Source organism: Streptosporangium sp. OZ121 (assembly GCF_051918885.1).
GTDB lineage: Bacteria > Actinomycetota > Actinomycetes > Streptosporangiales > Streptosporangiaceae > Streptosporangium.
On the sequence record NZ_JBPXMC010000023.1, the window covers coordinates 117,213 to 143,482 of the forward strand.

24 protein-coding genes are annotated in these 26,270 nt (G+C 72.1%); 16 read left to right on the forward strand and 8 right to left on the reverse strand.

Annotated elements, in window-relative coordinates; all coding sequences use genetic code 11:
• The first annotated feature begins 166 nt into the window (after positions 1-166).
• The 5 genes from ACTOQ1_RS31685 (at position 167) to ACTOQ1_RS31705 (ending at position 5,602) form a co-directional block, all read left to right on the forward strand.
• Positions 167-1,903, forward strand: coding sequence for a hypothetical protein (locus ACTOQ1_RS31685; protein ID WP_440071633.1), 1,737 nt, complete (start codon positions 167-169; stop codon positions 1,901-1,903).
• Between the two features lie 216 nt (positions 1,904-2,119).
• Positions 2,120-3,043 (forward strand): NADP-dependent oxidoreductase, encoded by a 924-nt coding sequence (locus ACTOQ1_RS31690; protein WP_440071634.1) that lies wholly within the window; start codon positions 2,120-2,122, stop codon positions 3,041-3,043.
• 251 nt (positions 3,044-3,294) lie between these two features.
• Positions 3,295-3,759 (forward strand): cupin domain-containing protein, encoded by a 465-nt coding sequence (locus tag ACTOQ1_RS31695; RefSeq protein ID WP_440071636.1) that lies wholly within the window; start codon positions 3,295-3,297, stop codon positions 3,757-3,759.
• 188 nt (positions 3,760-3,947) lie between these two features.
• Positions 3,948-5,168, forward strand: a complete 1,221-nt coding sequence (locus ACTOQ1_RS31700) for a cytochrome P450 (RefSeq protein ID WP_440071637.1) — start codon at positions 3,948-3,950, stop codon at positions 5,166-5,168.
• Positions 5,169-5,293: 125 nt separating this feature from the next.
• Positions 5,294-5,602, forward strand: a complete 309-nt coding sequence (locus ACTOQ1_RS31705) for a MiAMP1 family antimicrobial peptide (protein ID WP_440071638.1) — start codon at positions 5,294-5,296, stop codon at positions 5,600-5,602.
• A 124-nt stretch (positions 5,603-5,726) separates the two neighbouring features.
• Here the strand turns inward: ACTOQ1_RS31705 and ACTOQ1_RS31710 are convergent, their stop codons facing one another.
• The 3 genes from ACTOQ1_RS31710 to ACTOQ1_RS31720 form a co-directional block, all read right to left on the reverse strand.
• A complete protein-coding gene (locus tag ACTOQ1_RS31710) occupies positions 5,727-7,322 on the reverse strand; it encodes a CocE/NonD family hydrolase (protein ID WP_440071639.1) in 1,596 nt (531 codons plus the stop codon).
• Positions 7,323-7,414: 92 nt separating this feature from the next.
• The gene (locus tag ACTOQ1_RS31715) at positions 7,415-7,864 is read right to left on the reverse strand and encodes a DUF3237 domain-containing protein (protein ID WP_440071640.1); all 450 of its coding nucleotides are present in this window, start codon (positions 7,862-7,864) and stop codon (positions 7,415-7,417) included.
• Positions 7,861-9,030, reverse strand: a complete 1,170-nt coding sequence (locus ACTOQ1_RS31720; RefSeq protein ID WP_440071641.1) for a flavin-dependent oxidoreductase — start codon at positions 9,028-9,030, stop codon at positions 7,861-7,863. The genes ACTOQ1_RS31715 and ACTOQ1_RS31720 overlap by 4 nt, the downstream gene beginning before the upstream one ends.
• Positions 9,031-9,102: 72 nt before the next feature.
• Between ACTOQ1_RS31720 and ACTOQ1_RS31725 the strand changes: the two genes are divergently transcribed.
• Positions 9,103-9,804 carry a MarR family winged helix-turn-helix transcriptional regulator gene (locus ACTOQ1_RS31725; RefSeq protein ID WP_440071642.1) on the forward strand — a complete coding sequence of 234 codons (702 nt, stop codon included), beginning with the start codon at positions 9,103-9,105 and terminating at the stop codon, positions 9,802-9,804.
• Between the two features lie 77 nt (positions 9,805-9,881).
• On the opposite strand, the gene ACTOQ1_RS31730 is transcribed toward ACTOQ1_RS31725, so the two are convergent.
• The 3 genes from ACTOQ1_RS31730 to ACTOQ1_RS31740 all read right to left on the reverse strand — a co-directional run bounded on the left by ACTOQ1_RS31730 (position 9,882) and on the right by ACTOQ1_RS31740 (position 12,077).
• The gene (locus ACTOQ1_RS31730) at positions 9,882-10,478 is read right to left on the reverse strand and encodes a DUF1349 domain-containing protein (protein WP_440071643.1); all 597 of its coding nucleotides are present in this window, start codon (positions 10,476-10,478) and stop codon (positions 9,882-9,884) included.
• A complete protein-coding gene (locus ACTOQ1_RS31735) occupies positions 10,475-10,759 on the reverse strand; it encodes a hypothetical protein (RefSeq protein WP_440071644.1) in 285 nt (94 codons plus the stop codon). The genes ACTOQ1_RS31730 and ACTOQ1_RS31735 overlap by 4 nt, the downstream gene beginning before the upstream one ends.
• Before the next feature lie 115 nt (positions 10,760-10,874).
• A complete protein-coding gene (locus tag ACTOQ1_RS31740; protein WP_440071645.1) occupies positions 10,875-12,077 on the reverse strand; it encodes an ROK family transcriptional regulator in 1,203 nt (400 codons plus the stop codon).
• A 160-nt stretch (positions 12,078-12,237) separates the two neighbouring features.
• On the opposite strand from ACTOQ1_RS31740, the gene zwf reads away from it, so the two are divergent.
• The 7 genes from zwf to ACTOQ1_RS31775 all read left to right on the forward strand — a co-directional run bounded on the left by zwf (position 12,238) and on the right by ACTOQ1_RS31775 (position 20,939).
• The gene (zwf, locus tag ACTOQ1_RS31745; RefSeq protein ID WP_440071646.1) at positions 12,238-13,713 is read left to right on the forward strand and encodes a glucose-6-phosphate dehydrogenase; all 1,476 of its coding nucleotides are present in this window, start codon (positions 12,238-12,240) and stop codon (positions 13,711-13,713) included.
• 77 nt (positions 13,714-13,790) lie between these two features.
• Positions 13,791-15,686 carry a phosphogluconate dehydratase gene (edd, locus tag ACTOQ1_RS31750; protein ID WP_440071647.1) on the forward strand — a complete coding sequence of 632 codons (1,896 nt, stop codon included), beginning with the start codon at positions 13,791-13,793 and terminating at the stop codon, positions 15,684-15,686.
• A gap of 10 nt (positions 15,687-15,696) precedes the next feature.
• Positions 15,697-16,653 (forward strand): glucokinase, encoded by a 957-nt coding sequence (locus ACTOQ1_RS31755; RefSeq protein WP_440071648.1) that lies wholly within the window; start codon positions 15,697-15,699, stop codon positions 16,651-16,653.
• The gene (gene eda, locus ACTOQ1_RS31760) at positions 16,650-17,261 is read left to right on the forward strand and encodes a bifunctional 4-hydroxy-2-oxoglutarate aldolase/2-dehydro-3-deoxy-phosphogluconate aldolase (protein ID WP_440071649.1); all 612 of its coding nucleotides are present in this window, start codon (positions 16,650-16,652) and stop codon (positions 17,259-17,261) included. Before ACTOQ1_RS31755 ends, eda begins: the two co-directional genes overlap by 4 nt.
• A 273-nt stretch (positions 17,262-17,534) precedes the next feature.
• Entirely contained in the window at positions 17,535-18,785 is a 1,251-nt protein-coding gene (locus tag ACTOQ1_RS31765; RefSeq protein ID WP_440071650.1) for a TIGR03118 family protein, read from the forward strand.
• Positions 18,786-19,924: 1,139 nt separating this feature from the next.
• Positions 19,925-20,545 (forward strand): AAA family ATPase, encoded by a 621-nt coding sequence (locus tag ACTOQ1_RS31770; RefSeq protein ID WP_440071651.1) that lies wholly within the window; start codon positions 19,925-19,927, stop codon positions 20,543-20,545.
• A gap of 67 nt (positions 20,546-20,612) precedes the next feature.
• Positions 20,613-20,939, forward strand: coding sequence for a cupin (locus tag ACTOQ1_RS31775; protein WP_440071652.1), 327 nt, complete (start codon positions 20,613-20,615; stop codon positions 20,937-20,939).
• A 203-nt stretch (positions 20,940-21,142) separates the two neighbouring features.
• On the opposite strand, the gene ACTOQ1_RS31780 is transcribed toward ACTOQ1_RS31775, so the two are convergent.
• Positions 21,143-22,219 (reverse strand): helix-turn-helix transcriptional regulator, encoded by a 1,077-nt coding sequence (locus ACTOQ1_RS31780; protein WP_440071653.1) that lies wholly within the window; start codon positions 22,217-22,219, stop codon positions 21,143-21,145.
• A 121-nt stretch (positions 22,220-22,340) separates the two neighbouring features.
• Here ACTOQ1_RS31780 and ACTOQ1_RS31785 point away from each other — a divergent pair, with 121 nt between their 5' ends.
• Genes ACTOQ1_RS31785 through ACTOQ1_RS31795 form a run of 3 tightly spaced genes read left to right on the forward strand, consistent with a single transcriptional unit; the run spans position 22,341 to position 25,809 of the window.
• A complete protein-coding gene (locus tag ACTOQ1_RS31785; protein ID WP_440071654.1) occupies positions 22,341-22,883 on the forward strand; it encodes a hypothetical protein in 543 nt (180 codons plus the stop codon).
• A gap of 53 nt (positions 22,884-22,936) precedes the next feature.
• Positions 22,937-23,782 carry a hypothetical protein gene (locus ACTOQ1_RS31790; RefSeq protein WP_440071655.1) on the forward strand — a complete coding sequence of 282 codons (846 nt, stop codon included), beginning with the start codon at positions 22,937-22,939 and terminating at the stop codon, positions 23,780-23,782.
• Positions 23,779-25,809 carry a hypothetical protein gene (locus tag ACTOQ1_RS31795; RefSeq protein ID WP_440071656.1) on the forward strand — a complete coding sequence of 677 codons (2,031 nt, stop codon included), beginning with the start codon at positions 23,779-23,781 and terminating at the stop codon, positions 25,807-25,809. Before ACTOQ1_RS31790 ends, ACTOQ1_RS31795 begins: the two co-directional genes overlap by 4 nt.
• A gap of 61 nt (positions 25,810-25,870) precedes the next feature.
• Here the strand turns inward: ACTOQ1_RS31795 and ACTOQ1_RS31800 are convergent, their stop codons facing one another.
• Positions 25,871-25,993, reverse strand: coding sequence for a hypothetical protein (locus ACTOQ1_RS31800; RefSeq protein ID WP_440071657.1), 123 nt, complete (start codon positions 25,991-25,993; stop codon positions 25,871-25,873).
• Between the last annotated feature and the right edge of the window lie 277 nt (positions 25,994-26,270).

Consider the following 26,270-nt stretch of genomic DNA (forward strand, 5'->3'; position numbering starts at 1 on the left):
ACTCCGCGGGAATGGCGGTGGAGCACGCGGGTGGACACCATGACATGACGGTCGTCTCGGATACATCGCTAAGATCATCCGCATCGTCACCCGAATCCGGGCCGCCGCCGGCCGATACCGCTTCGGGCGCGCGGCCGCCGCCGTCGTCGCCCTCTACCTGGCCGTCGTGGCCGTCGCCGCGGTGCTCGCCGCCGTGTCCGGCGAGGTGTCGGCGCTGTCGGTGGCCACGACGGCCACGACCTGGGCACGCCTCATCCAGGGAGCCTGGGTCGCCCCCCTGCTCGCCGGGATCTGCGGGCTCAACGCGTGGGCACTGTGGCAGGTACTGCGCGGTCCCGCGCTGCCGCGCGCCGAGGGGTCGCCGCGCGGCGTGGTCTGGCTCCGGCGCCTGCTCTACGCGGGCGTCGCCGGCGATCTGGTGCTCTGGGAACTCGTCGAAGAGCTGTCCAACACCGTGGAGTACGTCGCGAGCCTGGCCCTGTGGGTCGCCACGCTGATCCTGCTGGCGCGGGTCGTCTCCGGGGTCTCGGCCCGGTTCCGGGCGATCACCCTCGCGCTCGGCCTGATCGGCACGCTGACCCCGGCACTGCTGTTCCTCCTCGACAGCCCCGGTTTCCGGGTGTTCAGCCTGTGGTCGCTGGCGAACCTCGGCTGGACGGTGATGACCCTCGTCGGGCAGCGTCGCGACGGCCGGTGGAGCGGCGCCACGATCAACATCGGGAGGATCGCCCTCGCCGCCTCGCTGGCCTTCCCCGTGCTCGGCCTCGTCTTCGAAAGCCGTTGGCTGCTGTTCGACGGCTCGTTGCTCGTGGTGAACGCGCTCGGCGTGTTCACCACGGTGTGGCTGGCGCGTACCGCGCACGAGCTCGCCGGGCCCGCGGGCGTGCCCGCCACCGAAACCACCTCCCGGTCCGCCGCCGGCCGCGAGCCGCGGCTGCTCGTCACCGTCGCGCTCGTGCTGCCGCTCGTCGTGGTCGGCGCCGAGGAAGGTGCCCGGTTCGGTTTCACCGGCCTGGACGAGGGCTGCCGCGAGCGGATCCGGTCCTACGCCGACACCCGGCCGCAGGACCGGCGCCGGTCGTTCCTCTGCCTCGCCAGGGACGACGGCCACGCGGGGACGGCGATGTTCCCCGGGAACCTGCCGGAACAGCGCATCCTCGCCCATGGCGAGGAACTGTGCGCGGTGCCCGGCGCCGAGGAGCGGCAGGCGCTGCTCCGGCGAGCGGGCGGATCGGCGACCACGGACGAGCTCGGCGACGCCCTGGAGTTCCTGTGCCCCGGTGTCATCGCCCGGCAACGGGCGGACCAGGCCCGCGAACAGGCACGCGAGGAGGCCGAGCAGGAGCGGGAACTGGCCGCGTGGAAAGCCGAGATGAACGCCCGGTGCGCCGACCCCTGGCCGAAGCCGCGGGCCAGGAGGCAGGGCACGGCCGCGTACCTGCTCTTCGAAGGAGGCGGCTACTACATCTCCGACGACCGGGACAGCGTCGAGGGCCCGGCCGGTGACGTCTTCGAGGCCATCGACGACGGGTTCATCGACGCCGCCGGCAGCAGCGCCGCCATCACCACCTATGGCGAGAACGAGGCGATGTGCCTCACGGTCAAGGCGTTCGGCACCGCCCCGCCGCTCCGGCTCAAAGGCTGGGACAAGGTGGTCGAGGTGGGCCTCCTCAGCCGCAGCGGCCGCCTGGTCGTACCGCCGTACCCTGAGGGCGGCGACAGCGGGGCGATCGGACCGCTGCCCAGCCTGGCCGTCGACGGCCCCGGCCGCTACCGGATGCGCGTCTACGCCCGCGAGCTCGAATGGGACGAGGACGACCCCGAAGCGCCCGCCGAGGAACACCTGATCGTCGTCTACCCCGGCCGTTCCACGAAGAAGGTCGTCCACCGCCCGTGGCGGTGACCGGTCGGGAGCGGAGAGGGTCCCGGCGGGCGGACAGCGGAAAAACGGACACCGCCTGATCCGCCTTCCCCGGCGCGAACCGCCCGGCTGCCGCGTCTACGCAGGCAGGGATGTGCGGGAATACGCCTTTCCGACGCCCTGCGGTCCCCGTGATCCCGGTCGACGCCCTGTACGTTCGTCCTGTTCGACATCTCCGCCGACAGCGAGGACCTGCGCATGCGAGCCATCACCGTCCGAGACCGCGCCGCCGGTCTGGCCGGGCTTTCCCTGACGGAGGAGCCGTACCCCCATGCCGCCGAGAACGACGTCGTCGTCCGGGTGCATGCCGCCGGGTTCACCCCCGGAGAGCTCGACTGGCCGGGAACGTGGTCCGATCGCGCGGGCCGGGACCGGACGCCCAGTGTCCTCGGGCACGAGTTGTCGGGTGTCGTCGCCGAGCTGGGGTACGGAACCACCGGCCTCACCGTCGGCCAGCGGGTCTTCGGGCTGGCCGACTGGGCCCGCAACGGTTCGCTGGCCGAGTACACGGCGGTGGAGGCCCGCAACCTCGCGCCGCTGCCGGCCGACGTCGACCACATCGTGGCCGCCGCACTGCCGATCTCGGGGCTGACCGCGTGGCAGGCCCTGTTCGACCACGGCCGCCTCGCCGCCGGACAGACCGTCCTGATCCACGGCGCCGCGGGAGGCGTCGGTTCCGTCGCGGTGCAACTCGCGCGCGAGGCGGGAGCCCGGGTGATCGGCACCGGCAGGGCCGGCGACAGGGACACGGCACTCGGTCTCGGCGTCGACGCCTTCCTGGACCTGCGGGCCGATCCCCTTGAGGACGCCGGTCAGGTCGACGTGGTGCTCGACGTGATCGGCGGCGACATCCTGGACCGCTCGGCCGCGCTGGTGCGCGCCGGCGGCACGCTCGTCACCATCGCCTCGCCCCCCACGGTCCGGCCCCGGGACGGGCAGGCGATCTTCTTCGTCGTCGAGCCCGATCGCGCCCGGCTCGCGGACCTGGTCCGACGGGTCCGGGAGGGACGACTCCGCCTGATCGTCGGGGCCACGCTGACGCTCGCCGAGGCGCCCTCCGCGTTCGCGCCCGCCCGGCGCACCCCCGGCAAGACGATCATCAGGGTCGCGGAAGGCGAGTAGCCGGTTACGCGCAAGGCGATGAGGGCTCCGCGACCGGCAGGGGGCCGCTTGCCGGTGTTGACGCTCAGTCATGAGTCTCCGCTTGAGCGGAACTTGAGCAGACCGTCGCCAAGGCTTGAATTCGCCCGTGTCGGACATCGAAATACTCTGTACACGGTACTCAAGCGACAACGCGGACCTCTCGGGCAAAAGCCGAGACACCTCGCGATTCCCGTGCGCCCCGAAGGTCCAGGCAGGACAGGAGGGCTGTCATGATCCGGGTACGGATTGCCAGTGGCTTTCTCGTCGGCGGCGTGGTGGCCGCGGCCACCGCGTACGCTCCCGCGGTAGAGCGCGCGACCGGCGAGACGCCCGTCGCCGCCGTGGTTTCGCAGCCGCCGTCCGACAAGCTGTCGCCTCTTGTGGAACAGGCGCTTCCGAACGTGAAAGGCAAGACGTTCACCTCGGCGATCGTGGACTTCCCGCCCGCCGCGCGTGCGGCGCCGCATCGGCACGGCCGGGCCTTCGTCTACGCCTACGTGCTCGAGGGCGCCGTGCGCAGCCGGCTCGGTGGCGAGCCGGTGCGTACGTACCGCCAGGGCGAGAACTGGGTCGAGCCGCCGGGCGCCCACCATGTGCTCGCGGAGAACACCAGCCGGACACGGCCGGCGAAGCTGCTCGTCGTCTTCATCTCCGACACGGGAGACAAGATCAAGGTCGACGATCCGCCGAGGTAGGGCGTCGGGCGAGCATCGGGCGAGCATCGAGCGAGCACGGCCGGGCGTGACGGCGCGGTCCCACCGGGAAGCGAGTACGGGGACCGGCGAACCCGAACGGGGCCGATTCGCCTGTTGACGGGCGGCACGGCATTTCGTACGTTCCGCGTGGGCCGTCTCCCGGGCGCCCCGGACCGGAAGGGGTTGCCATGACCGCCGAGCTGGATCCGGACGGGGCCTGGCCCGACATCGTGCCGGGACCGCTCGCCACGCCGCCGCCGGAGTTCGCCCGCAGGCAGGAGTCGGGGCCGCTGGAGCCGGCGGCCATGCCCAGCGGCGACCGCGTCCCGGTGGCCGTCAGGTACGAGGACGTCCGCGCCCTGCTGGCCTCGCCCACCTCCAGCCGCAACCTGCGCCTGCCGGGGTTGCCGCGGCTGGTGAGCGGCATCGGCATCGACGACGACCCGGACGCGCTGATCAACCAGGACCCGCCGGAGCACACCCGCTACCGCCGGATCATGCACGGCACCTTCACCCCGCGCCAGATCGAACCGTGGCGCCCCCGCATCGCGAAGATCGCCCAGGAGCTCCTCGACGGCCTGGGCGACGACTTCGATCTGGTCGAGGGGTACGCGCTGCAGCTGCCGGGCCGTGTCATCTGCGAGATGCTCGGCGTGCCGATGGACCACTACGAGCGGTTCGTCCGGTGGACGGACATGTTCCTGACCACCTCCACGGCCGACGAGCAGGCGCGCTACGAGGGCTACACCGACTTCATGGCCTACGCCGCCGAACTGGTCGCCCAGCACCGCGCGGAGCCCGGCGGGGACCTCATCGACCTGCTCATCCAGGCCAGGGACGAGGGCGACCGGCTGTCGGAGGGCGAGCTGGTCAACACCGTGTTCTCCCTCATCACGGCCGGTCACGAGACGACGGCCTCGATGATCGCCCGGGGTGTCTTCCGGCTGCTCCTGCACCCCGGCCAGTGGGCCGAACTGGTCGCGGACCCGGCCCTGACGGCCACCGCCGTCGAGGAGATCCTGCGCTTCGACGGGCCGCCCGCCAGCGCCTTCATGCGCCGGATCACCAAGGACACCGAGCTCCCGGGCGGCCGCCTTCGCGCGGGGACGGTCGTCATGCCGAACCTGAACGCGGCCAACCACGACCCGCGGGCCTTTCCCGATCCCGGCCGGTTCGACATCCACCGCTTCACCGAGCATCCCCCCAACCCGCACGTGGCGTTCGGTTACGGCCCGCACCGCTGCCTGGCCGCCAGCCTCGCCAGGGTCGAGCTCACCGAGGCGATCAAGGCCCTGGTCACCCTGCGGCCCGGCCTCCGCCTCACCGGCTCGCCCGAGTCGGTGACCTGGACCGACGGCCTGACCCTCCGGCCGGTCGCCATGCGCGTCACGACCGGCGAACGTGCGTGACGGTGACCGCGGGCGCCGGTGACACTTTCCGTGAGCGATCCAGACCATAGGCAGCGCACTTTGCCTACTGAGAGTAATGTTTTGACCACTCTCAGTAGAGCGCTGAGGTCATCGAGAGGATCATCGTGAAGCGAATCGCCCTCGTCCCCGTCATCTCCGCCGCCATGGTCGTGGTCATGGGCGGTGCCGCCTATGCCTCGCAGTACGTGGCCTACGAGGGGCCGGGCTTCACCGGCCGGTCGGTGGTCATCGACCGGTGCGGCCCGTCCAACATCCCCTTCCACGGGTCGTACAAGTGGTACGGCGACGGCCAGAGCGGCCGGATGTACAACCAGCCCGACGCGCAGGGGGTGACGCACTTCGAGCTGGCGTCCGACCGCGACGCGGAGCAGAGGACGCCCGTCGGCTGGAAGAGCATCTTCATCGTGTGCTGACGCCCGGAAGGCGTGACCGGAAGCCGGAGCCCGTCCGCCTTCCGGTCACGCGCCTGCCATGGCAGGTCAGGCTGTCATCGCGGAGAGCCAGGCCCGGCAGCGGTACCGGCCGTCCGACAGGCCGTCACCGGGGGACGATCGGGAGGGTGACGTAGGAGTCGGGGAAGACGGTCTGGTGCTGGAGGACCAGGTCGGCCTCGGTGGAGTCGGCGGAGGTCCGGCCGGTGCCGGGGTTGCGGTCGAAGCGGGGGAAGTTGGAGCTGGAGATCTCGACGCGGATGCGGTGGCCGGTCTTGAAGACCTGGCTGGTGGCGACGAGGTCGACCTCGTGCACCCCTGACGGGACGGAGGTCCGGACGATGCCGTCGGTCACGCTCATCGCCCGCCCGTCGGGGTGGACGTCGACGAGCTTGGCCGTCCAGTCGGTGGAGACCGCCGAGGTCTCGGCGTGCAGGGTGACGGAGAGGGGGCCGGTCACCTCGACATCGGAGGCGAGCGCCTCGGTGGTGAAGCAGAGCACGTCGGGGCGGAGCTCGACGTCGCGCTGGTCCTGAGGGCCGACGTTCGTCACGTCGGGGAGCAGGAGGGGGCCACCGGTCGTGGGCACGGGGTCGCGGGGGTCGAAGGTGAAGGTGGACGGCGCGGCGTCCGAGGGGGGCTCGACGGAGAGCAGGCCGCCGGTGTGCAGGTGGTAGCGGGTGCCGACCGCGCGGGACAGCGGCCACTCCTCCTCGTCCCGCCAGACGTTGTCGCCCATGACGAAGATCTTCACGGCCGGGCCGGTGTCCTCGCCGCGCAGGAAGTCCAGCTGCCGCTGCGGCACCATGGCCGCCTGCGCCGAGGCGGCGAACCCGAAGTCCAGGTGGCCGGTGCCCGTCGCGCCGGAACCGTGCGACCAGGGGCCGATGACCAGCGGGCCGCCCAGCCGCCGGTGGTTCTCCAGGGTTCCGGCGAGGAACAGGTCGAACCAGCCCGCGACGTGCATCACGGGCACCTCGATCCGGTCGTGCCGCAGGGTCTCGGCCAGTCCCTCCCAGTAGGCGTCGCGGGCCGGGTGCGAGATCCAGTCACTCCACCACGGCACCCCGGGGATGTCGCGCAGCGGCAGCGTCCGCACGGCGGTGGCCTGGTCGCCCAGTACGGGCAGGAGCGCGCCGAAGCCCGCGCCCACGTCCTCGCCGGCCTCCATCGCGTGCGTCAGCCCGAGCATCGCCTGCAGCAGACCCCAGTTCAGCGCCGAGCCGAGCGCGAACGCCCCGCCGTGGTACTTCAGCCCGTCGTGGAAGTCGTGCGGGGTCATCGAGGCGACCACGGCCTTGAGCCCCGGCGGGCGCGTCGCGGCGGCCTGGAGCGCGCATCCGGCGAGGTAGGACACCCCGAAGGCCACGACCTCGCCGTTCGACCACGGCTGGGAGGTGATCCACTCGATGGTGTCGTAGCCGTCGTCGCCCTCGTCCAGCCACGGCCGGAACTCCCCGTCGCTGCTTCCGCGCCCCCGGCAGTGCTGGAGCACCACCGCGAAGCCGGCCTCCAGCGCGGGGATCTTCGGCGCCGTCGGGAACGAGCCCTCGCCGTACGGCGTGCGGACGAGCAGGGCAGGGAACGGCCCGTCCGAGGCGGGGCGGTAGACGTCGCCGCGCAGGATCGTGCCGTCGCGCACCGGCATCGGGGTGTCGTGCTCGGCGACGATGGGGAGCGGGGGGCGGTTCAGCTTCGGCATCGCGAGTTCCTCAGGGGTGTCCGTCGAACCCCGGGGTCACGCCGGAGCCGTGGCGTGAGCGCCCGGAGTGCGGCGGTCCGGTTCGGGAGGGGTCACGTCAGGGTGTAGGCGTCGTAGCGGACGGCGTCGGGCAGCCGGCCGGCCTTTCCCACGGCGAGGGTCCGGTTGAGCCACAGGTAGCGCTCGTCACCGGTCTCGAAGCGGCAGAACAGCCGGAAGTAGTACTCCGACGGGTCCACCGGCTCGCCTCGGGCGAGGCGGGCCATGACCTCGGCGGGGCCGTGCCGTACGCCGGAGGTGGAGAGATAGAGATGCGCGCCGTCGTGGGTGCGCAGGGTGTAACGGGTGTCGACGCTGGCCATGCCGTCGGCGTGCACGACCTGCCAGTCGGCCCCGCCGGGCAGGACGACGCCGGAGAACCGCGGGCCATCGAACGATCCGCCCACGATGTTGATCACCCGTCGCCGGCCCCAGTGGGTGCCGCCGAGTTCGAGGATCGGGTCCAGCTTCACGGTGAACGTGGCGAGGTGTTCGAGGTTCATCGGACGACGCTCCAGGAGGGGGATCCGTTCAGTGAATCCGGGTCGAACCCCGCCGTGCGCTTGTAGGAGGCGGCGATCTCGGCCCGCTCCGCGTAGGGGATGACCTGCTCGATGTCGTCGAACCCGCCGGGGGCGCGCTCGTGGGCGAGTTTCATCACGATCTCGGGGCCCATCCGCCGGTTGGCCAGCTGCAGGGTGGTCGTGGCGGGCCGCCGCACGGCCTCGTACGCCGCCAGGTCGCCGTGCGCGAGGGAGTGGGCCAGCACCCGGGCGTCGATTATCGCCTGGGAGGCGCCGTTGGAACCGATCGGGTACATCGCGTGGGCGGCGTCGCCCAGCAGCGTGACGTTCCCCTCGGTCCAGTGCGGCAGCGGATCGCGGTCCACCATCGGATACTCGTAGGCCGTCTCGGCTCCGGCGATGATCCGCGGCACGTCCAGCCAGTCGAACCGCCAGTCCGCGAAGTGCTCCTCGACCTCGGCCAGGTCCGCCGGCCGGTTCCAGTCGCCCCGGCCGGGAGCCGCGCCGCCGGAGGGCTTCTCGGCGATCCAGTTGATCAGTGTCCGCTCGCCGGTCTCGATCGGGTAGGCCACGAACTTCTGCGTCCCGTCACCGACCATGATCATGGACCGTCCGGTCAGGAACGGCGCGCCGTACGTCGTGCCGCGCCACAGGATCAGCCCGTTCCACGGAGGGGGCCCCTCGCCGGGGAACAGGCGCGCGCGGATCGCCGAGTGGATGCCGTCCGCCCCGATCAGCAGGTCTTCGGTGCCCGGGCCGGTGACGCGGCTGCCGGTCACGACCGATCGCGGGCCGAGCCGCTCGATCACGGCGTCCAGCAGCATCATCTGCAGCCGTCCCCGGTGGACGGAGTACTGCGGCCACCTGTATCCCGCGTCGACGCCCCGGGGCTCGGACCAGATCGCGGAGCCGTACCGGTCGAAGTAGGCGAGTTCGGCGGTGGCGACGCCGATCGCCGCCAGCCGGTCGGCGAGGCCGAGTTCCGTCAGTTCCCGTACGGCATGGGGCAGCAGGTTGATGCCCACGCCCAGGGGGCGGATCTCGCGGGCGGCCTCGTGGACGGTGAGGTTCTCGAAGCCCGCCGCGTGCAGGCTGAGCGCGGCGGCGAGGCCGCCGATACCGCCACCGGCGATGACGATGTCCACGGGCGCCTCCCGCCGGTTGTTATGGCCATAACAATAGTCACGGTGAGGGTGCTCCTACGCAAGACTTGTGCGGTGGAACCATCAGTGGAGCCCGCGGGCGGGGGATCGGCGCGCGCGGGTTCCGGCCGTCGCGCCGGAGACCGGGGAAGGGCCGCGGCGCCGAGCGCGGCCGGGGACAAGCCGAGCACGGCCGGGAACGGCGGGACGCCGCGGGGCGAGGACGGCGGGACACCACAGGCAGGGGACGGCGGGACGCCGCGGGTGGAGCCGGCGGGCAGGGCGGATCTCCGGTATGCCGCGTACGCGCGGGAACGCCTGGCCGGCATGCCGCCGCCCGCCGACCCTGAGGGATTCGAGCTCGCCTACAACCTGCTACAGCTGGCCTACCTGCTGGTGACAGACCTGGAGACACGGATCCACCGCCCGCGCGGCTGGACGCTGCCCGGTTTCCGGCTGATGTTCAAGCTCTGGATTCTCGGCCCGACCCAGCCCGCTCGGCTCGCCGAGATCTCCGCCATGTCCCGCTCGGCGGTGACGAACGTGGTCAACACCCTGGAGCGCGACGCCCTGGTCGAGCGTCGCCCGATGCCCGGCGACAGGCGCGCGGTGGTGGTCGCGCTGTCCGGCAAGGGGGAGGCCGCCGTCCGCGAGACGTTCGCCGAGCAGGCCCGCAGGGAACAGGAGTGGTTCTCCCCCCTGGACCCGCGCGAGCAGGCCGATCTCAGCGGTCTGCTCGCCCGCATCCTCACCGCCCGCCCGGCCGACACTCCGTGAACTCGCCCGGCCGGCACTCCGTGGAGCTCCCGCCGCACCGCTCGCCCAGGTCGGCGGGAAACCGGCGGGAAAGCGGGCTATTCTCCGCCGCGCAGGTCGGACAGGCGCTTGGGCGAGTACTCGATGTCCTCGAAGCGCACGGTGCAGCCCTCGCCGGTGGGGCTCTGCGCGAGGAAGCCGACCTCGGGGTCCCCGTCGAGCGCGAAGTATCTGATGAGGTTCCAGAACCCGGACTCGTCGGCGACGTGGAAGGCGAAGGCCGAGCCGATGCGGGAGATCCGCAACCGGATGTCCCGGCCGTCCATGGTCACGGAGTTGCAGTCGTCGGACACCCCGCGGGTGACCACCGAGACGATCGTGGGCCTGCCCTGCGGGGAGAGTTCGAGGCAGAACTTCGCCCACCGGTCGTCGTCGGCGTACAGCAGCAGCACGGCCGCGTCGTAGGTGGACAGCAGGTCGAGCCTGACCCGCGCGCTGAGCGTGAAGTCGCCGTCCAGGCGGCCGACGAGGGCGGGGGCGTTGGCGTAGCGGTTCGGCTCCCCGGGGTCGGAGAAGAGGTCGGTGCCCGCTCCCGCGACGATGGAGAGCGCGTCGCCGTCGGCGCTCCAGTCCTCGGGCCGGTTCAGCCAGCGCAGCGGCGTGGGGAAGGCGGGCAGGGAGACGGTTTCGCTCACGGATGTTCCTCCAGACGGGTTGCGAACGCGTGGGCGTCCGTGACGAGACGGCCGACGACCTCGGCGTCGCGGACGGTGCGGACCGGATCGCCCCCGCCCCTCACGCTACGGGCGAAGTCGGCCATGAGGGAGAGAGACGGGCTCTCCGGCGGAACCCGCGCGGCGTCCCTGCCCCGCGCACGGGCAACGGTCTCGCCCGGAGGCGGCAGGGCGGGCAGGGCCTTCCCGCTGACGATGTCGCCGGATACGGCGATCCCCCGTCTCAGTCCTGGTCTGGACATATGGCGATCTTAAGCGTTTTAGGGGGCGGAGTCTGGAAAAGCGCGGCGCCGGGCGCGGAACCGGCCAGACGAAGGAGCGGTTCGGGAACGAGACCGGCCCAGGCGCGAGAACCGCTCAGGCGAGGGAGCGGACGGAGCGGAGCGGCTGCCAGCCGGCGGAGTCGACGGCCTCGGGCGACAGGATGTGGTCCAGGACCATGTGGGCGCAGCCGATGATCCCGGCGCTCGGGCCGAGCCGGCTGCGCTCGATGCGCAGGTTGCGGGTGGCCAGGGCCGTCGAGCGGCGGTGGATGACCTCGCGCACCCCCGAGACCATCGGCTGGAAGGTCTCCGCGACGTCGCCGCCGAGGACCACCACCGAGGGGTTGAGCAGGTTGACCGCGCTGGCGACGACCTCGCCGAGCATCCGGGCGGCGTTGCGGACCACGGTCATGGTCTCCGCGTCCCCTGCCCTGACCAGGCTCACCACGTCGGCCAGGGTGTCGACCTCGTGCCCCAGGTCGCGGAGCCGGCGCAGGATCGCGGTGCCGCTGGCGATGGAGTCGACGCAGTCGATGTTGCCGCAGCGGCAGAGGACTCCCCCGCCGTCGCGGACCGGGATGTGCCCGATCTCCCCCGCGGCGCCCAGCGCCCCCCGCAGGATCTCGCCCCCGGCGATGACCCCGGAGCCGATCCGGGTGGAGACCTTGATGAACAGCAGGTCGTCGGCCTCGCCCGCGTAGATCTCGCGGTGCTCGCCGATCGCGATGACGTTCACGTCGTTGTCGAGGAAGACGGGGACGGGGAAGCGCTCGGCGATGATCGGCGGGATGGCCACGCCGGTCCAGCTGGCCATGATCCGGGCGCTCTCGGTGCGGCCGGCCGCGAACTCCACCGTGGCGGGGACACCCAGGCCGACCCCGCGGACCAGGGAGGCGGGGCGGTCGCCGAGCAGCTCGCCCCAGGTCTGCATGACCAGGGGCAGGACGACGTCCGGCCCCTCCTCCACGTCCACGGCCAGGGCGGCACTGGCCAGCACCTCGCCCGCGAGGTCGCAGACGGCGATCTGCGCGCGGCTCGCGCCCAGGGAGCCGACCAGGACGACCCCGCCGGAGGCGTTGAAGGCCAGGCGGGTGGGCGGGCGGCCTCCGGTGGAGGGGCCCTCGCTGTCCTCCACGACGAGGCGCCGGTCCAGCAGCTCGGTCACGCGCAGGGAGACAGCGGGTCTGGACAGGCCTGTGACACGCCCTATGTCCGCGCGGGTGACGGCCTCACCGGAGCGGATGAGGCGCAGCACCTCACCGCTGGTGGCCAGCGCGGCAGCGGGACGTCGAGGCATCCGCCAAGTGAATCACACCCACTTAGGAAATGAAAACTTCCTACTTTCTCATCTCAAATTACAAAACTCCGCTTGTGTAGAGCGCAAGATCTAGCTAGTGTCCGATCTATACCCAATTTTGGTAGATCACTACTGGTAGATCACTACGGAGCGCCGCCCCATGTCTGAGACCCCTCAACCCGCCGACCTCATCGTCTTCGGCGGCACAGGCGACCTCTCCATGCGGAAGCTCCTCCCCGCCCTCTACCACGCCGACCGCGACGGGCGTCTCGCCCCCGAGACCCGCGTGATCGCGATGTCCCGCGGCGGGCTCGACGACGCCGACTTCCGCGGCAAGGTGGACGCCGAGGTGCGCGGCTCGGTGCCGGTGGACGACCTCGACACCTGGCAGCGCTTCCTCGGCCGCCTGCACCACGTCACCGTCGACATCGGCGGCGAGGACCCGGCCGGGTGGGCGAGGCTCGCCGGGATGCTCGGCGGGTACGAGCAGCGCGACCGGGTGTTCTACCTGGCCAGCCCGCCCATGACGTTCGGCCCGTTCTGCCGGGAGGCGCACCGCGCCGGCCTGGTCACCCCCGCCTCGCGGGTGGTGCTGGAGAAGCCCCTCGGCCGTGACCTGGCCAGCGCGTTGCGCATCAACGACGAGGTCGGCGCCATCTTCGAGGAGCGGCAGATCTACCGCATCGACCACTACCTCGGCAAGGAGACGGTCCAGAACCTCCTCGTGCTCCGGTTCGCCAACGCGTTCCTGGAGCCGATCTGGAACTCCCTCTGGATCGACCACGTCCAGATCACCGTCGCCGAGACCGTGGGCACCCCCGGCCGCCGCGGCTACTACGACCACGCGGGCGCGCTGCGCGACATGGTGCAGAACCACCTGCTCCAGCTGCTGTGCCTGGTGGCGATGGAGCCGCCGTCGCGCAACGACCGCGAGTCGATCCGCGACGAGAAGGTCAAGGTCCTCCAGTCGCTGCGGCCCGTCACCGGCGGCGAGGTGGACCGTTTCACGGTACGCGGCCAGTACACGGCGGGCGAGTCCGGCGGCGTCCGGGTGCCCGGCTATCTCGACGAGCCCGACAGCACCGCGCCCACCGAGGACTCCCACCGGGTGGAGACCTTCGCCGCGATCCGCGCCGAGGTGAAGAACTGGCGCTGGGCCGGGGTGCCGTTCTACCTGCGGACGGGCAAGCGCATGTCGCACCGCTGCTCGGAGATCGTGGTGCAGTTCAAGGACGTGCCCCACTCGATCTTCCCCGGCAGCACGCCCAACCGGCTGGTGCTGCGGCTGCAGCCGAGCGAGGGCATCCAGCTGAACATCATGGCCAAGGAGCCGGGCGCGGGCGAGGTGGCGCTCAAGCCGGTCCCGCTGAGCCTCAGCTTCGCCGAGACCTTCGCCGGCCGGGTGCCCGAGGCCTACGAGCGGCTGCTCATGGACGTCCTCACCGGCAACCCGACCCTGTTCATGCGACGCGACGAGGTCGAGGCCGCCTGGCGGTGGATCGACCCGATCCTCGACGAGTGGGACTCCCAGGGCACCCGGCCCGAGCCGTACCCGGCGGGCAGCGCGGGCCCCGCCACGGCCCACGAGCTCGTCGGCCGCAGCGGCCGCGTCTGGCACGAGGAGGGGCAGGCGTGACCACGCGAGCCGGGCACCCGGACCGGAACGACCACAGCACCGGAAACGACGACGCATACCACGACCGAGGAGGCCGGATGCATCCCGTGATCCAGGAGGTGACCGACCGTCTGGTCGAGCGCAGCCGTCCCAGCCGCACCGCGTACCTGAACCGTCTGCACGCCGAGGCCGAGGCGGCCCGCCTGCGCGGGCCCGCCAGGGCGAGCCTGGGCTGCGCCAACCTGGCGCACGGCTTCGCCGCCGTGGGCGAGAGCGACAAGCGGGACCTGCGCGCCAACGTCAAGCCGGGCGTGGCGATCGTGTCGAGCTACAACGACATGCTGTCGGCGCACCAGCCGTACGAGGCCTACCCGGCGATCCTCAAGGCGGCCGTCAGGAAGGCGGGCGGCGTCGCGCAGTTCGCCGGGGGCGTGCCCGCGATGTGCGACGGCGTCACCCAGGGCCGGGCGGGCATGGAGCTGTCGCTCTACAGCCGCGAGGTCATCGCGATGGCCACCGCGATCGCGCTCTCGCACGACATGTTCGACGCCTCCCTCATGCTCGGCGTCTGCGACAAGATCGTTCCAGGCCTGCTGATCGGGGCGCTGCACTTCGGCCACCTGCCCACGGTGTTCGTCCCCGCCGGGCCGATGGCCTCCGGCCTGCCCAACAAGGTCAAGGCCCGCACCCGGCAGCTGTTCGCCGAGGGCAAGGTCGGCAAGGACGAGCTGCTCGACGCCGAGGCGAAGTCGTACCACTCCCCCGGCACCTGCACCTTCTACGGCACCGCCAACTCCAACCAGGTCATGATCGAGGTCATGGGCCTGCACCTGCCCGGCTCGACGTTCGTCAACCCGCGCACCGAGCTGCGCGAGGCCCTGACGAGGGCGGCGGGCAGGCGGGCGGTCGAGCTGACCGCGCACGGCCCCGAGTACACCCCCGTCGGCGAGGTCGTCGACGAGAAGGCGATCGTCAACGCCTGCGTGGCACTGCTGGCGACCGGCGGCTCGACCAACCACACCATGCACATCGTCGCCATCGCCGCGGCGGCCGGCATCGAGCTCCTGTGGGACGACCTGGCCGCGCTGTCGAAGGCCGTGCCGCTGCTCACCCGCATGTACCCCAACGGCCAGGCGGACGTGAACCACTTCCAGGCCGCGGGCGGCATGCAGGTGCTCATCGGCGACCTGCTGGACGCCGGGCTGCTGCACGGCGACGTGCTGACGGTCGCCGGGCGCGGGCTGGACCACTACCGCTCGGCCGCCGAGCTGAAGGAGGGCGAGCTGGTCTGGCAGGAGCGCACCGAGGGCAGCACCGACCTCGACGTGCTGCGCCCGGTCTCCGACGCGTTCTCCGCCGACGGCGGCATCCACATGCTCGACGGCAACCTGGGACGCGCGGTCAGCAAGGTCTCCGCGGTCAAGGACGAGCACCTGGTCATCGAGGCCCCGGCCAAGGTCTTCGACGACCAGCTGGAGCTGCTGCGCGCCTTCGACGCGGGAGAGCTGGACGGGCAGGACTTCGTGGCGGTCATCCGCTACCAGGGGCCGAGCGCGAACGGCATGCCCGAGCTGCACAAGCTCACCCCGCCGATGGCGGTGCTGCTGGACAGGGGCCAGCGGGTGGCGATCGTCACCGACGGCCGCATGTCCGGCGCGTCCGGCAAGGTCCCGGCCGCCATCCACCTGTCGCCCGAGGCCGCCGACGGCGGCCCCATCGCGCTGGTGCGGGACGGCGACCCGATCCGCCTCGACGCCGCCGCCGGGACCCTGGAGCTGCTGGTCCCCGCCGCGGAACTGGCCGCCAGGCCCGTTCAGGGCGCGCCGCTCACCGACGCCCAGTGGGTGGGCACCGGCCGCGAGCTGTTCGGCGCCTTCCGCCGCGCGGCGGGCCCCGCCGAGCGCGGCGCGGGCGTCTTCGCCCTGAACGGCCACGCCGAGGCCGTCGCGAACGGCACGCGCCTGGCGACCGCCCAGAGCGGAATCCGTGCGTGAAGGAGATCTCGTGAGCCTTCCCTGGCTCGTCGCCGACATCGGCGGCACCAACGCCCGGTTCGGGCTGGTCACCGAGCCCGGTGGACAGCCCAAGGCGGTGGCCGTGCTCGCGGGCGCGGAACACGATGGCCTACCCGAAGCCGTAGCCGCCTATATCGCAGATCATGCGGGCGGAGTTCAGCCGGGAGCCGCGTGCGTCGCGATCGCGGGGCCTGTGGAGGGCGACCGCTACCGGCTCACCAACGCCGGGTGGACGGGGTCGGTACGCGACCTCGGCATCCCGAACGCCTGGCTGCTCAACGACTTCGAGGCCCTGGCCGCGTCCCTGCCGCACCTGCGGGGCGACGACCTGGTCTCCCTGGGCGGCCCCGAGCCCTCGCACGGCGTCAAGGCCGTGCTCGGACCCGGGACCGGTCTCGGCGTGGGCGGCCTGGTACCCGCCGCCGAGGGCTGGGTGCCGATCCCCGGGGAGGGAGGGCACGTCACCGCGCCCGTCCTCGACCGGCGGGACCACGAGATCGTCCGGGCACTGCGCGCGGACGGCCTGGAGCACGTGGTGGCCGAGCACCTGCTGTCAGGGCCGGGCCTGTCGCGCCTGCACCGGGGGCTCTCGCTCGTCCACGGGACGGACGCGCCGAGGCTGTCCGCCTCCGACATCGTGACCCGGATGGACGACTCGCTGTGCGCGGAGACCGTCGAGGTCTTCTGCGCCATGCTCGGCACCTTCGCCGGGAACGTCGCCCTCACCCTCGGCGCGCGGGGCGGCGTCTACCTGGGCGGCGGCGTGCTGCCGCGTATCGTGGACCGGGTCCGCTCCAGCGACTTCCGCCGTCGCTTCGAGGCCACCCCGACCCTGAACGACTACCTTTCCGGCATCGCCACGGCGCTGATCGTGGCCCCCCAGCCCGCCCTGACCGGCGCGGCGGCCTGGCTGAACCAGCGCCTGTCCACCCTGGAGTTCGCATGAGTCTGCTCGACATCGCCCCGGTCGTCCCGGTCGTCGTGATCGACGATCCGGAGACCGCGGTCCCCCTGGCCCGCGCCCTGGTCGCGGGCGGCCTGCCGGTCATCGAGGTGACCCTTCGCACCCCCGCCGCCCTGGACGCCATCGCGCGCATCGCCGCCGAGGTCCCGGAGGCGGTGATCGGCGCGGGCACCATCCGCACCCCGGCCGACGTGGCGGCCTCCGTGGCGGCCGGTTCCAAGTTCCTGGTCAGCCCGGGGACCACGCCGGGTCTGGTCGACGCCATGGAGGTCAGCGGGGTGCCGTTCCTGCCCGGCGTGGCGACCGCGTCGGAGGTCATGGCACTCGCCGAGCGCGGGGTGACCGAGATGAAGTTCTTCCCCGCCGAGGCGGCCGGCGGCCTGCCGTACCTGAAGGCGCTCGGCGGCCCGCTGCCGCAGGTCAGGTTCTGCCCGACGGGCGGCATCAAGCTCGCGACGGCCCCCGACTACCTCGCGCTGCCGAACGTCGGCTGCGTGGGCGGGACTTGGCTCACCCCGGCCGACGCGCTCGCCATCGGCGACTACGCCAGGATCGAGAAACTGGCCACCGAGGCGGCCGCCCTCCGCTGATCCGTCCCGCTCGGCGGGGCCTCGAAAGACCCCGCGAGCGCGCCTTCTCCTCCCTTGGCGCGTGCCGCGGCCATGAGTCGCCGTGACCCGGTGTGACGCTCATGGGATCAGGCCCGTGGCCGCCCCACCCGGCGGTCGCGGGCCGCCCTTTTCCCGCCCGTCCGGCCCCTCCCGGCTCCTCCCAGGTCCGGGCCTTTCCGAAACGGACTGAACCGCGCACGAACCCCACGCGTATCTCGCGGCGAAAGGCACTCCCTCACAGAGGAGCCATGAATGCGAGTACGCATCGTCACGATCTGCGCCACGGTCCTGGTCATGGGCGTCGCCGGTACGGCGTCCGCCGGAACCCATCAGGCGCAGGCCGGAGCGAAACAGACCAAGGCCGGCAGCGGCCCGGAGAAAGCCGGCCCGCAGACCCTGCGGAACCATTTCGCGGTCACCAACCTGGTCTCGGACGTCAGCGGACGGGCCGCGGTCACCGACCCCACGCTGGTCAACCCGTGGGGACTGGCCATGGGCAAGACCCTGTGGGTCTCGGCCGCGGGCACCGGCCTGGCCACGGTCTACTCCGGCGGCGCGGGCACCGTGAAGCAGGAGAAGACGCAGGTACGCGTCCCCGGCGGCAGGCCCACCGGGCAGGTCGTCAACATGGGCGAGGAGTTCGTCGTCAAGGGTCCCGGCGGTGCCGGACCGGCGACGTTCATCTTCGCCAGCCCCAGCGGGGCGATCACCGGCTGGAACGCCGAGGCGGATCCGGACGACGCGATCATCAGCGCGTTCGTCAAGGGCGCCGACTTCAAGGGCCTGGCCCTCGCCCAGACGAACCGGGGGCCGATGCTGCTCGCCGCCGACTTCGCCCACAACCGGGTCCACGTCTTCGACGGCGACTTCGACCGGATCTCGTTCGGCCGCCGCGCGTTCCGGGACCCCGGCCTGCCGGAGGACTACGCGCCGTTCAACGTGGAGGTCGTGGGCAACTCCATCCTCGTCGCGTACGCCAAGCGCGACCCCGAGACCGGCAAGTCGGTGGCCGGGCAGGGCAAGGGGTTCGTCAGCCAGTTCAACGGCTCGGGCCGGTTCGTCGGCCGCTTCGCCGCACGTGGAGCCCTCAACGCCCCCTGGGCGATGACACTGGCTCCGAAGGGGTTCGGCGCCCACTCCGGAGCCCTGCTGGTCGGCAACTTCGGCGACGGCCGGATCAACGCCTACAACCCGCGCAACGGCCGCCCGCTCGGCCCGCTGCGCTCCTCCGACGGCAAGGCCATCACCCTGGGCGGCCTGTGGGACCTGGAACCCGGCACCGAGACCGTCGGCGGCACGAACGCCCTGTGGTTCAGCGCGGGCAGCGACGGCGGCACGCACGGCCTGCTCGGCCTGATCCGGCCTTCGGGAGCGGCCACCTCGACGGGTTCCCCCACGGGCAACGCGTCCCCCTCCCCCTCCTCCTCGCACCCGAGTTCCCACAACTCCGGGTCCAACAACTCGGGATCGAACAACTCCGGGTCCAACAACTCCGGCTACTGAACTCGTTCGTAGTGCTCCGATGTTCACCCCGGAGGTGATGCGGACTTCTCCCTCGTAGCGAGGCAAGAGGCGTCGATTCGCCCTCACCGCGGATTGGCGCTCGGTGAGGCGCTCGCGCCAGGTACCGCCGGACGGGCGGGAACGGAGCTCGTGAGGGCTCGAAAGCCTGCGGAGACCCGGTAAGACCACCGTCTCGGTGGCCCAGGTCGGTGAAGCGGGAAGCCACAGAGGTGTCGCGAGAGCGGCACGGGCTGGATCCTTGGCCGTTCAATCCCGAGGAGCGCGTCAAAATCACTGACGGACCACCGCCGGGCGCCAGGGCCCGGGGGTTTCTCCGGCTGCGCCGGCATCCCATACCAGCGGACCGCGATACCGAGCCGACAGGCCGGTCCACGCGGACCGCCGGGGGGTGCCGGCGCCGCGGCGCGTCCGGACCGGGACCGGGGACCGGAAAGCAGTGAGCGGGAAGCGGAGACCGGAGAGCGGAGATCAAGGACGGTCGGCCGGTGATCTGGACTCCCGATTCCCCCCCCACGGGCGCCCCGGCACGACGCCGCCCGGGAGAGTCACCCGTCGGTGACCGCGCCACCGCCCGGTTTCCTTTAACCTTGAACGAACGAGGGGAGTACTTCCCAAGAACCGGCCCGGTCAATACGGACGCCCTGTGGCGTCCCCGGACGGTCGCCCGTGAGGTGCGGGTGAAGGAGACCTCGAATGGCCGAGCGCATTCGAGGAGCGAGCATGCCCCTGACAGTCCCCTCCCCCTCCGGGCACCATCTCACCGGCGTTCCCCCTCCGGGGCCGTGTTTCCCGGGTTTCCCGGGTTTCCCGGGTTTCCCGGGTTTCCCGGGTTTCCCGGGTTTCCGGAGTCTCCAGGGTCTCCAGGGCCTTCCTGGCCGTCCGGCGCGGCGCCCCCTCTCGCCACACCCCCGCCGCGACCCGCCCCGTGGCCGGCCCGTACCGTCCCGGCCGTCGTCCACCGCCATCTCCGGACGCGCCTCACGAGTAGCCCTCGGTCCGATCTTCGCCAGGTTCGTCCCCTCCGGTGCCCGCCGGACCGACGGCGAACTCGATCCCGCCACTGGAAGGCTGCGAGACGCACTATGAGAGAAGTTCCCCATACCAGCGAGGTGCACGTGATGGCCACCACACCGGCCAGCCGGTCCTCCGTCGACGATCTGCACTACCCGGCGGGATCGCTGGTGCTCCTCGCAGGGCTCCCCGGCGCGGGCAAGAGCACCCTGCTCGACCGGCTGTACGGGTTGCGCGGCGACGAGAGGGAGCCGGTGCGCGCCGGTGAGGCCCGCGTCATCGACTCGCGCCAGTCCCGCAACTGGTGGGCCCGCTACCTGGGCCCGGTCCCTCCGAGAGCCCGCATCCCGCTCGTGCACACCACCCACGTGGTGCGGATCGCCCGCGCCCTGCTGAAGGGGCACGCCGTCGTCGCGCACACCCGCGGCACGTGGCCGCACATCCTGTACGGGTTCGCCTGGCTGGCCCGCAGGGTCGGCAGCGAGGTCCACCTGATCCTGCTCGACGTGGAGCCGAGGACGGCCCGCGAGGGACAGCTCTCGCGCGGCCGGGTCGTCACGAGCGCGACCTTCGCCCGGCACTGCCGCCGCTGGCGAGTGATCATCGATCGGGCGCGGAGCGGCTCGTTCCCTCCGGCCGCGAGCGTCACGATCCTCGACCGCCCCGCCGCGAACCTGCTCAGGGCCATACGCTTCGACGAGCGGCCCGCCGCACGGCGGGACGGATGACTTTGCCCTCACCTGGCTCTGCGCCTCGCCCGCCCAGGGCAGGTTCAGAGTGACCAGGAGGAACCGAATGATCGACGTACTGGCTCTCGCCGCTGAGCATCTCGCCCTCGCCAGGGCGAGCTCGCACGGTCGCAGCGCCCACACCTACCTCAACGAGGGCACGCTGCGTCAGGCGATCATCGCGCTGACCGCGGGAACGGTCCTCGGTGACCACGACGCCCCACCGGCCGCGAGCCTGCACGTCCTGTCGGGGCGGGTCCGGCTCATCGACGACGAGCGGACCGTCGCGCTCGGCGCGGGCCAGACCGCTCCGATCCCGCAGCGGCGGCACTCGATGGAGGCCGACGAGGAGTCGGTGGTCATCCTCACCAGCGTCGTCAACATCGGCGGCTGAGGGCACCGGCGCGGCCCGCCCCGCCCGAGGTGGGGCGGGCCGGAACGGCCCTCACCTCGTCAGGTGGGGCGGCCCGACCCTCACCTCGTCGGGTGGGGCGGTCCGGAACGGCCAGGGCGCGGTCGAGGCGGTCACGGGCGGCCTGTCGCGTCCCGCGCGGGCGGGTTCCGGCACCCGCGCTACGGCGTGACGATCCGGACCGCCTATCCCGCGAGGCGCCGCCCGTCCGTCGACAACGGTCCCTCACCGAAATGCGGCAGGTAGTGGCGGAAGAAGATGTCCGCGACGAGCGCGCGCCGGCTGCCCAGGCCGGTCTTGGCGAAGACGCTCTTGAGATGGTCCTGGACCGTGTGGGGGCTGATGTTCAGCCGGCCCGCGATCTGTGTCGTGGAGTGGCCGCGCATGACGTGCTGGGTGATCTGCCGCTCGCGCTCGCTCAGACCGTAGGCGCCGAGGATGACCGCGGTCAGCTCTCCCGGCTCGGGAGGGCTGAGGGAGACGGCGACGAGTCCTTCCTCTTCCTGACCCATCGACCACGCCTGGAGAGCCACCCATCGGCCGGACCGGGTGAGCGCCCGGGAACGTGCCATTCCCGACGAGAGCGCGGCGGCGGCCACCGCGCGCAGCGGCCGGGCGTGCTCCGGGGATCCGTCCTGGAGGAGTTCCAGCCAGGTGCGCGCCGTCGGCGACATCGACCGGGTGGTGCCCTCCCTGTCGACGACGACCAGGCCGGGCGCGTCCGGGACCGCGCCGGTGTCCACTCCGGACAGGAGCAGCGAGCGCCGCAGCGCGGCCGTCGCCGGGCGGCCCAGCCGCGCGGCGGCCGCTTCGTCGGCGTCGGTGAACGGCGCGGCACCGTGCTCTCTGCACATCACCAGCAGACCCCAGACGTGCGGGCCGTCACGAAGGGCGACCCGTAGTTCGTCGCCAAGTCCCTGCGGGCGCAAAATGTCCTGATAGTACTTACTAGAGTGGATATTTCCGGCTGTTGCGCGACTGAGAAGACTCGTGGTGGACGCGCCATTCGCCAGCTCGCGAAGATTCCCCGGATCGTCAGCCTCGACATGTTCGATCTCGAACAGGCGAGGGAGATATTCCAGGGAAAAGCCCGCCTCGTTCTGCCCGCCGGTGTCCAGCAGGGTGGACGGATCGATCAGGACCGTGCACCACACGTCAGCGGGCACCCGCCTCAGGACCGCGGAAGCGGTGACGTCGAGCACGTCGAGAGCGCTGCGCTGCCGGGCAAGCCGCTGCTCGAAACCGGCCGAATCAGGGAGCATGTCGCAAATCATAAAGCCGGTCCACCGCCCATCCCAGAAAGTTGGGATATACGGCGGCCCCCTTTCCCCGATACATCTGGTCACACATGCACTCGCACCAAACGGCATAAATGGGGGAATCATGAAAATAACGGGCTTCGCGCGCCTGGGAGCGACCGCGTTGCTGATTCTCACGGCTGCGCAGTGGCCGGCGGCCCACGCGTCGGCGGAGACCGCCGGCGCCTCGATCACCACGGTCACCACGGTGAACTGCCGCTCCCTGGCCGGCTCGGGCTCCTACTCCGATCCGCTGCGGCTGGGCACCGTCCGCGGCACCGTCGTGGCGGTGGGCTGCCCGCCGCTGACATCGGGCGCCGGGTACAACCACCGTTACTTCATCTTCTCCACCGTTCGCACCGCCGGCCGGAAATCGGCGGCGGGCGCCCGCTTCCAGCTGTCGGGCAACCTCTCCGCCGTCCACCCGCGCCTGGCGTCGGGACCCGTGACGGTCCTCCGCTCGCTGCAGCACGGCTTCTGGACCGGCAGCGCCTCCAACCTCACCGGCCGCTACCTGCCGCTCGGCGGGCTGAACCCCGGCACCTACCGGCTGGGCGTGGAGAAACTGCGCAGCCCGCTGTCGTCCCTGTCGACTCCGTGGTTCGATGCCGTTATCGTCATCAACTGACCACGGACCGGCACGGTGACCGCGCCTGCCAGCCCCTGAGCCGGAGGTCTCGCATGCCCCCCGAAGCCGAAGGGAACGCGCCCGATCCCGGCCACGCCGAGCGCTCGGGCGGCGTCCCCGCGGGCGACCGGAACGGCCGCCCCCAGCACGGCGCCGTCCGGTCGTTGCGGGCAAGGATCACGACCCTCCGCAGGGCCGGTGCGGCGGAGCCGAGGAAGCCGCTCCGCAAGCGGCGCTTCCGCTTCCCGAGGCGGGGCGGCGGGGAGCGGGGCGGGGCCCGGCCGTACGAGCGGATCATCGCGATCGCGATCGGCCTGTCCACGATCACCGGAGCGGCCGCCTCGTACGCGGCGGTGCGGCTGAACTCGCAGGCCATCGACACCGACCGGCAGGCCGTGGTGGAGACCATCCAGGTGCGGACGGCGGGCGTGGTGGCGCACATGAGCAGCCGGTCGAGGGGCGGCCAGGTCGTGCACTACCGGGCCCTCCACGCCCAGGCCGACGCGATCGAGGCCGTCGACCCCGACGAGGCCAGGGCCCTTCGCGAGGTCGCCGACGGCTTCCTCGTCGACCAGTACATCGACCGCCGCCACCTGCCGGGCGTGGGTGCCTCCGCCCGGTGGGACTACAAAATGAGCGAGGCCGCCGTGATCCGCAACTACGAGATCTTCACGGTTCCGGGCGACCAGCCCGCCCGGACCGCGCGACGCGCCGACGCCCTGCACGACCGGGTCGGCCATCTCACCCTCACCGTCGGCGGCACCCTCGCGATCGTTCTCCTGCTGACCGTCGCCCGCCTCGTCGCGCCGCCGCGGCGCGAACGGCTCCTGCGAGCCTCCCTCGGCGGGTACGGGCTGCTCACCGTCCTGGCCCTGTGGCTCTCCCTGGCCCCGGTATGACGGAGGGACCCGGTGCGACGGAGGAGTTCGACACCCCGTTCAAGCGCGGGCTCGCGCTCACGATGACCGCGGTGGGCCTGCTCGCGGGAGTGCTCACCTACCTCGGGGGGCAGGCGGGCGCCCAGGAGGACAGGAACGCCCGTGAGGCGCAACGCGCCTCCGTCACCGCGCTGGCCGCCCAGGCGGGGGCGACGGCGGACTCCATGGAGAGCACCGCCAACCTCGGCGCCGCCACCACCGTCAAGCGCCGTCACGACCTCGAGTCCCTCCGGGCCACGCTGCTCGGCGAGCGGGAGCACGAGGCCGTCGCCGACCGGCTCCGGCAGGCGTACGGCAAGCTGGACGACTCCTCCCCGCTGCTGGGCGCCGACGCGGTCGCCGCCCAGCGCTACCTCGGTGATCTCAACAGGGAGGCGACCGTGGCGGGCCTGGAGCAGGAGGCGACCCAGGAGACCGCGAGCTCGTGGGGCGACAGGAGCAACACCTACTCGGCGGGGACCGCCCTCCTCGCGATCGCGCTGACCCTGTTCGGCCTGTCCCTGACCGTCGGCGAGGCCAACCGGAACCACCTGGTGTGGCCCGCCGCCGCGATAGTGGCCGTCACCGTCGCGGGCACCGTCGTCCTCCTCGTCGTACCGCCCGTCACGACGCCCCGCGCGGCCATCGCGGCCGTGGCCGAGGGCGACCGTCTCGCCGGGCTGCGCGAGTACGAGAGCGCGATCGCCCACTACACCCGGGCCATCGCGCTGCGCGACGACTACGCGGTCGCCTACGAGCATCGCGCGAGCGCCCGCGTGATGGCGGCCAGCCCCGAGCGCGCCACGTCGGCGTACGTGTTCAGCACGGCCTCACGCAGCGCGTACGAGGCCGCGGTGGCGGACATGGCCAAGGCGGTCGAGTACGGCGGCGACGAGAAGTACACCGCCCTGGTCAACCTGGGGGGCTTCGAGATCCACCTGGCCGACTACGAGGCGGCCGAGGAGCACAGCCGGGCCGCCGTCGAGCTCAACCCCGGCCCGCCGATACCCCGGATGAACCTGCTGCTGGCCCTGCTCGGCCAGAAGAAGACCGCCGAGGCCAGGCGTGCGGCCACCGAACTGCTCCGGGTGATCAGGAGCCGCCCCGACCCCACCGAACGCAACGAGCTCTACGCCGCCACCCGTACCACCCTCGACCTGGTGTCCGCCCAGCGCGACCACGCCCGGGCCCTCGCCCAGGAGATCAAGGGCGAGCTGGTGCGCGTTCAGGGCGAGGAACTCGCCCCGGACGCGCGGCCCGCGCCGTCGGCCCGGATCCCGGCGATCAGGGTGGCCGCGCAGGGTGCCGTCATCCAGGCGACGCTCTCCTACGAGGGCATGTTCAAGGGCGCCAGGATGGCCTCGATCGTCTACTACCGGGCGCGGCCGGGCGACGAGTGGCTGCAGCGCTCCGACCTGGTCAGCATCCAGCCCTGGCAGCCCGAACAGCCCTCGGGCACCACGTCCTGGACGGTCGTCGACGCCGCCTGCCCCGCGACCGGCGAGTACCGTGTCGAGTTCTACGCCGAGGGCCGCCTGCTGGCCGGCGCGGGCGCCACCCGGTCGACCGGCACCGGCGTCGGCCTGACCGGGTACGCCGACTGGGCCGGCGGCATCGCCCTGTGCCGCCCCGACGGCTGGGCCTTCTCCCACGACCGGGCCGGCACCGCCGACCTGACCTCCCCCAACAAGCTCCACCACCTGGCGATCAGGGTCCTGCGCATCGCCCCGCCCGCCTCGGCCGCGTCCCGCGCCCGAATCCTGAGCACGGTCCGCGAACAACTGGAGCGCACCCTCCCCGCCCGCCCGCTGAGCACCCGGCCCCCGGCCGACGCGAACTTCGGCGGTTTTCCCGGCACCGCCTGGTGGATGACGCTCCCCGACGCCGAGGTGGCCTACCTCTGGGCGGCCCTCGACGACACCGGCAGGCTGCGCACCTTCGTCGCCCGCTTCCCCGAGAACGACCCGGAGGTGCTGAACAACGTCATCGGCTACCTCCGCTTCGTCTGATCCCGCACCCGGGGAACGCCTCTCCCGGGTGCGGGACCCCGCGGGACCGGAACCCCCGCGATCACCAGGCCGCCCCCAGCGCCTGCCGCGGCGAGCCCCGCAGGCGTGGGTCCGCGGGACCGTGGTGGACCAGGGTGGTGATCCTCCAGTCTTCCCACCTGCTCAGCGGGAAGACGTCGCCCATGAACAGCACGTGCCGCCCGGTGACGTCGTAGCGGATCAGGCTCCACCGGGCGGCGACCCTGTCGCCACGGCTCGCGGCGACCGGCCCGCTGATCTTGTCTCCGCCCGTGACGGGTACTCGTCGATGCGGTAGTGGCTCACCCGGCCCATGGGCGGCTGCCCCAAGGCTGATCCAGCGGGAAAACGCGCATACATGCCGAAGGCACCACCCTGAGCTGGGGGCCACTGACCGCGCGGGCCCCGCCAATCGGCGGCGCCTCAGGTCACAGCCGCCCACC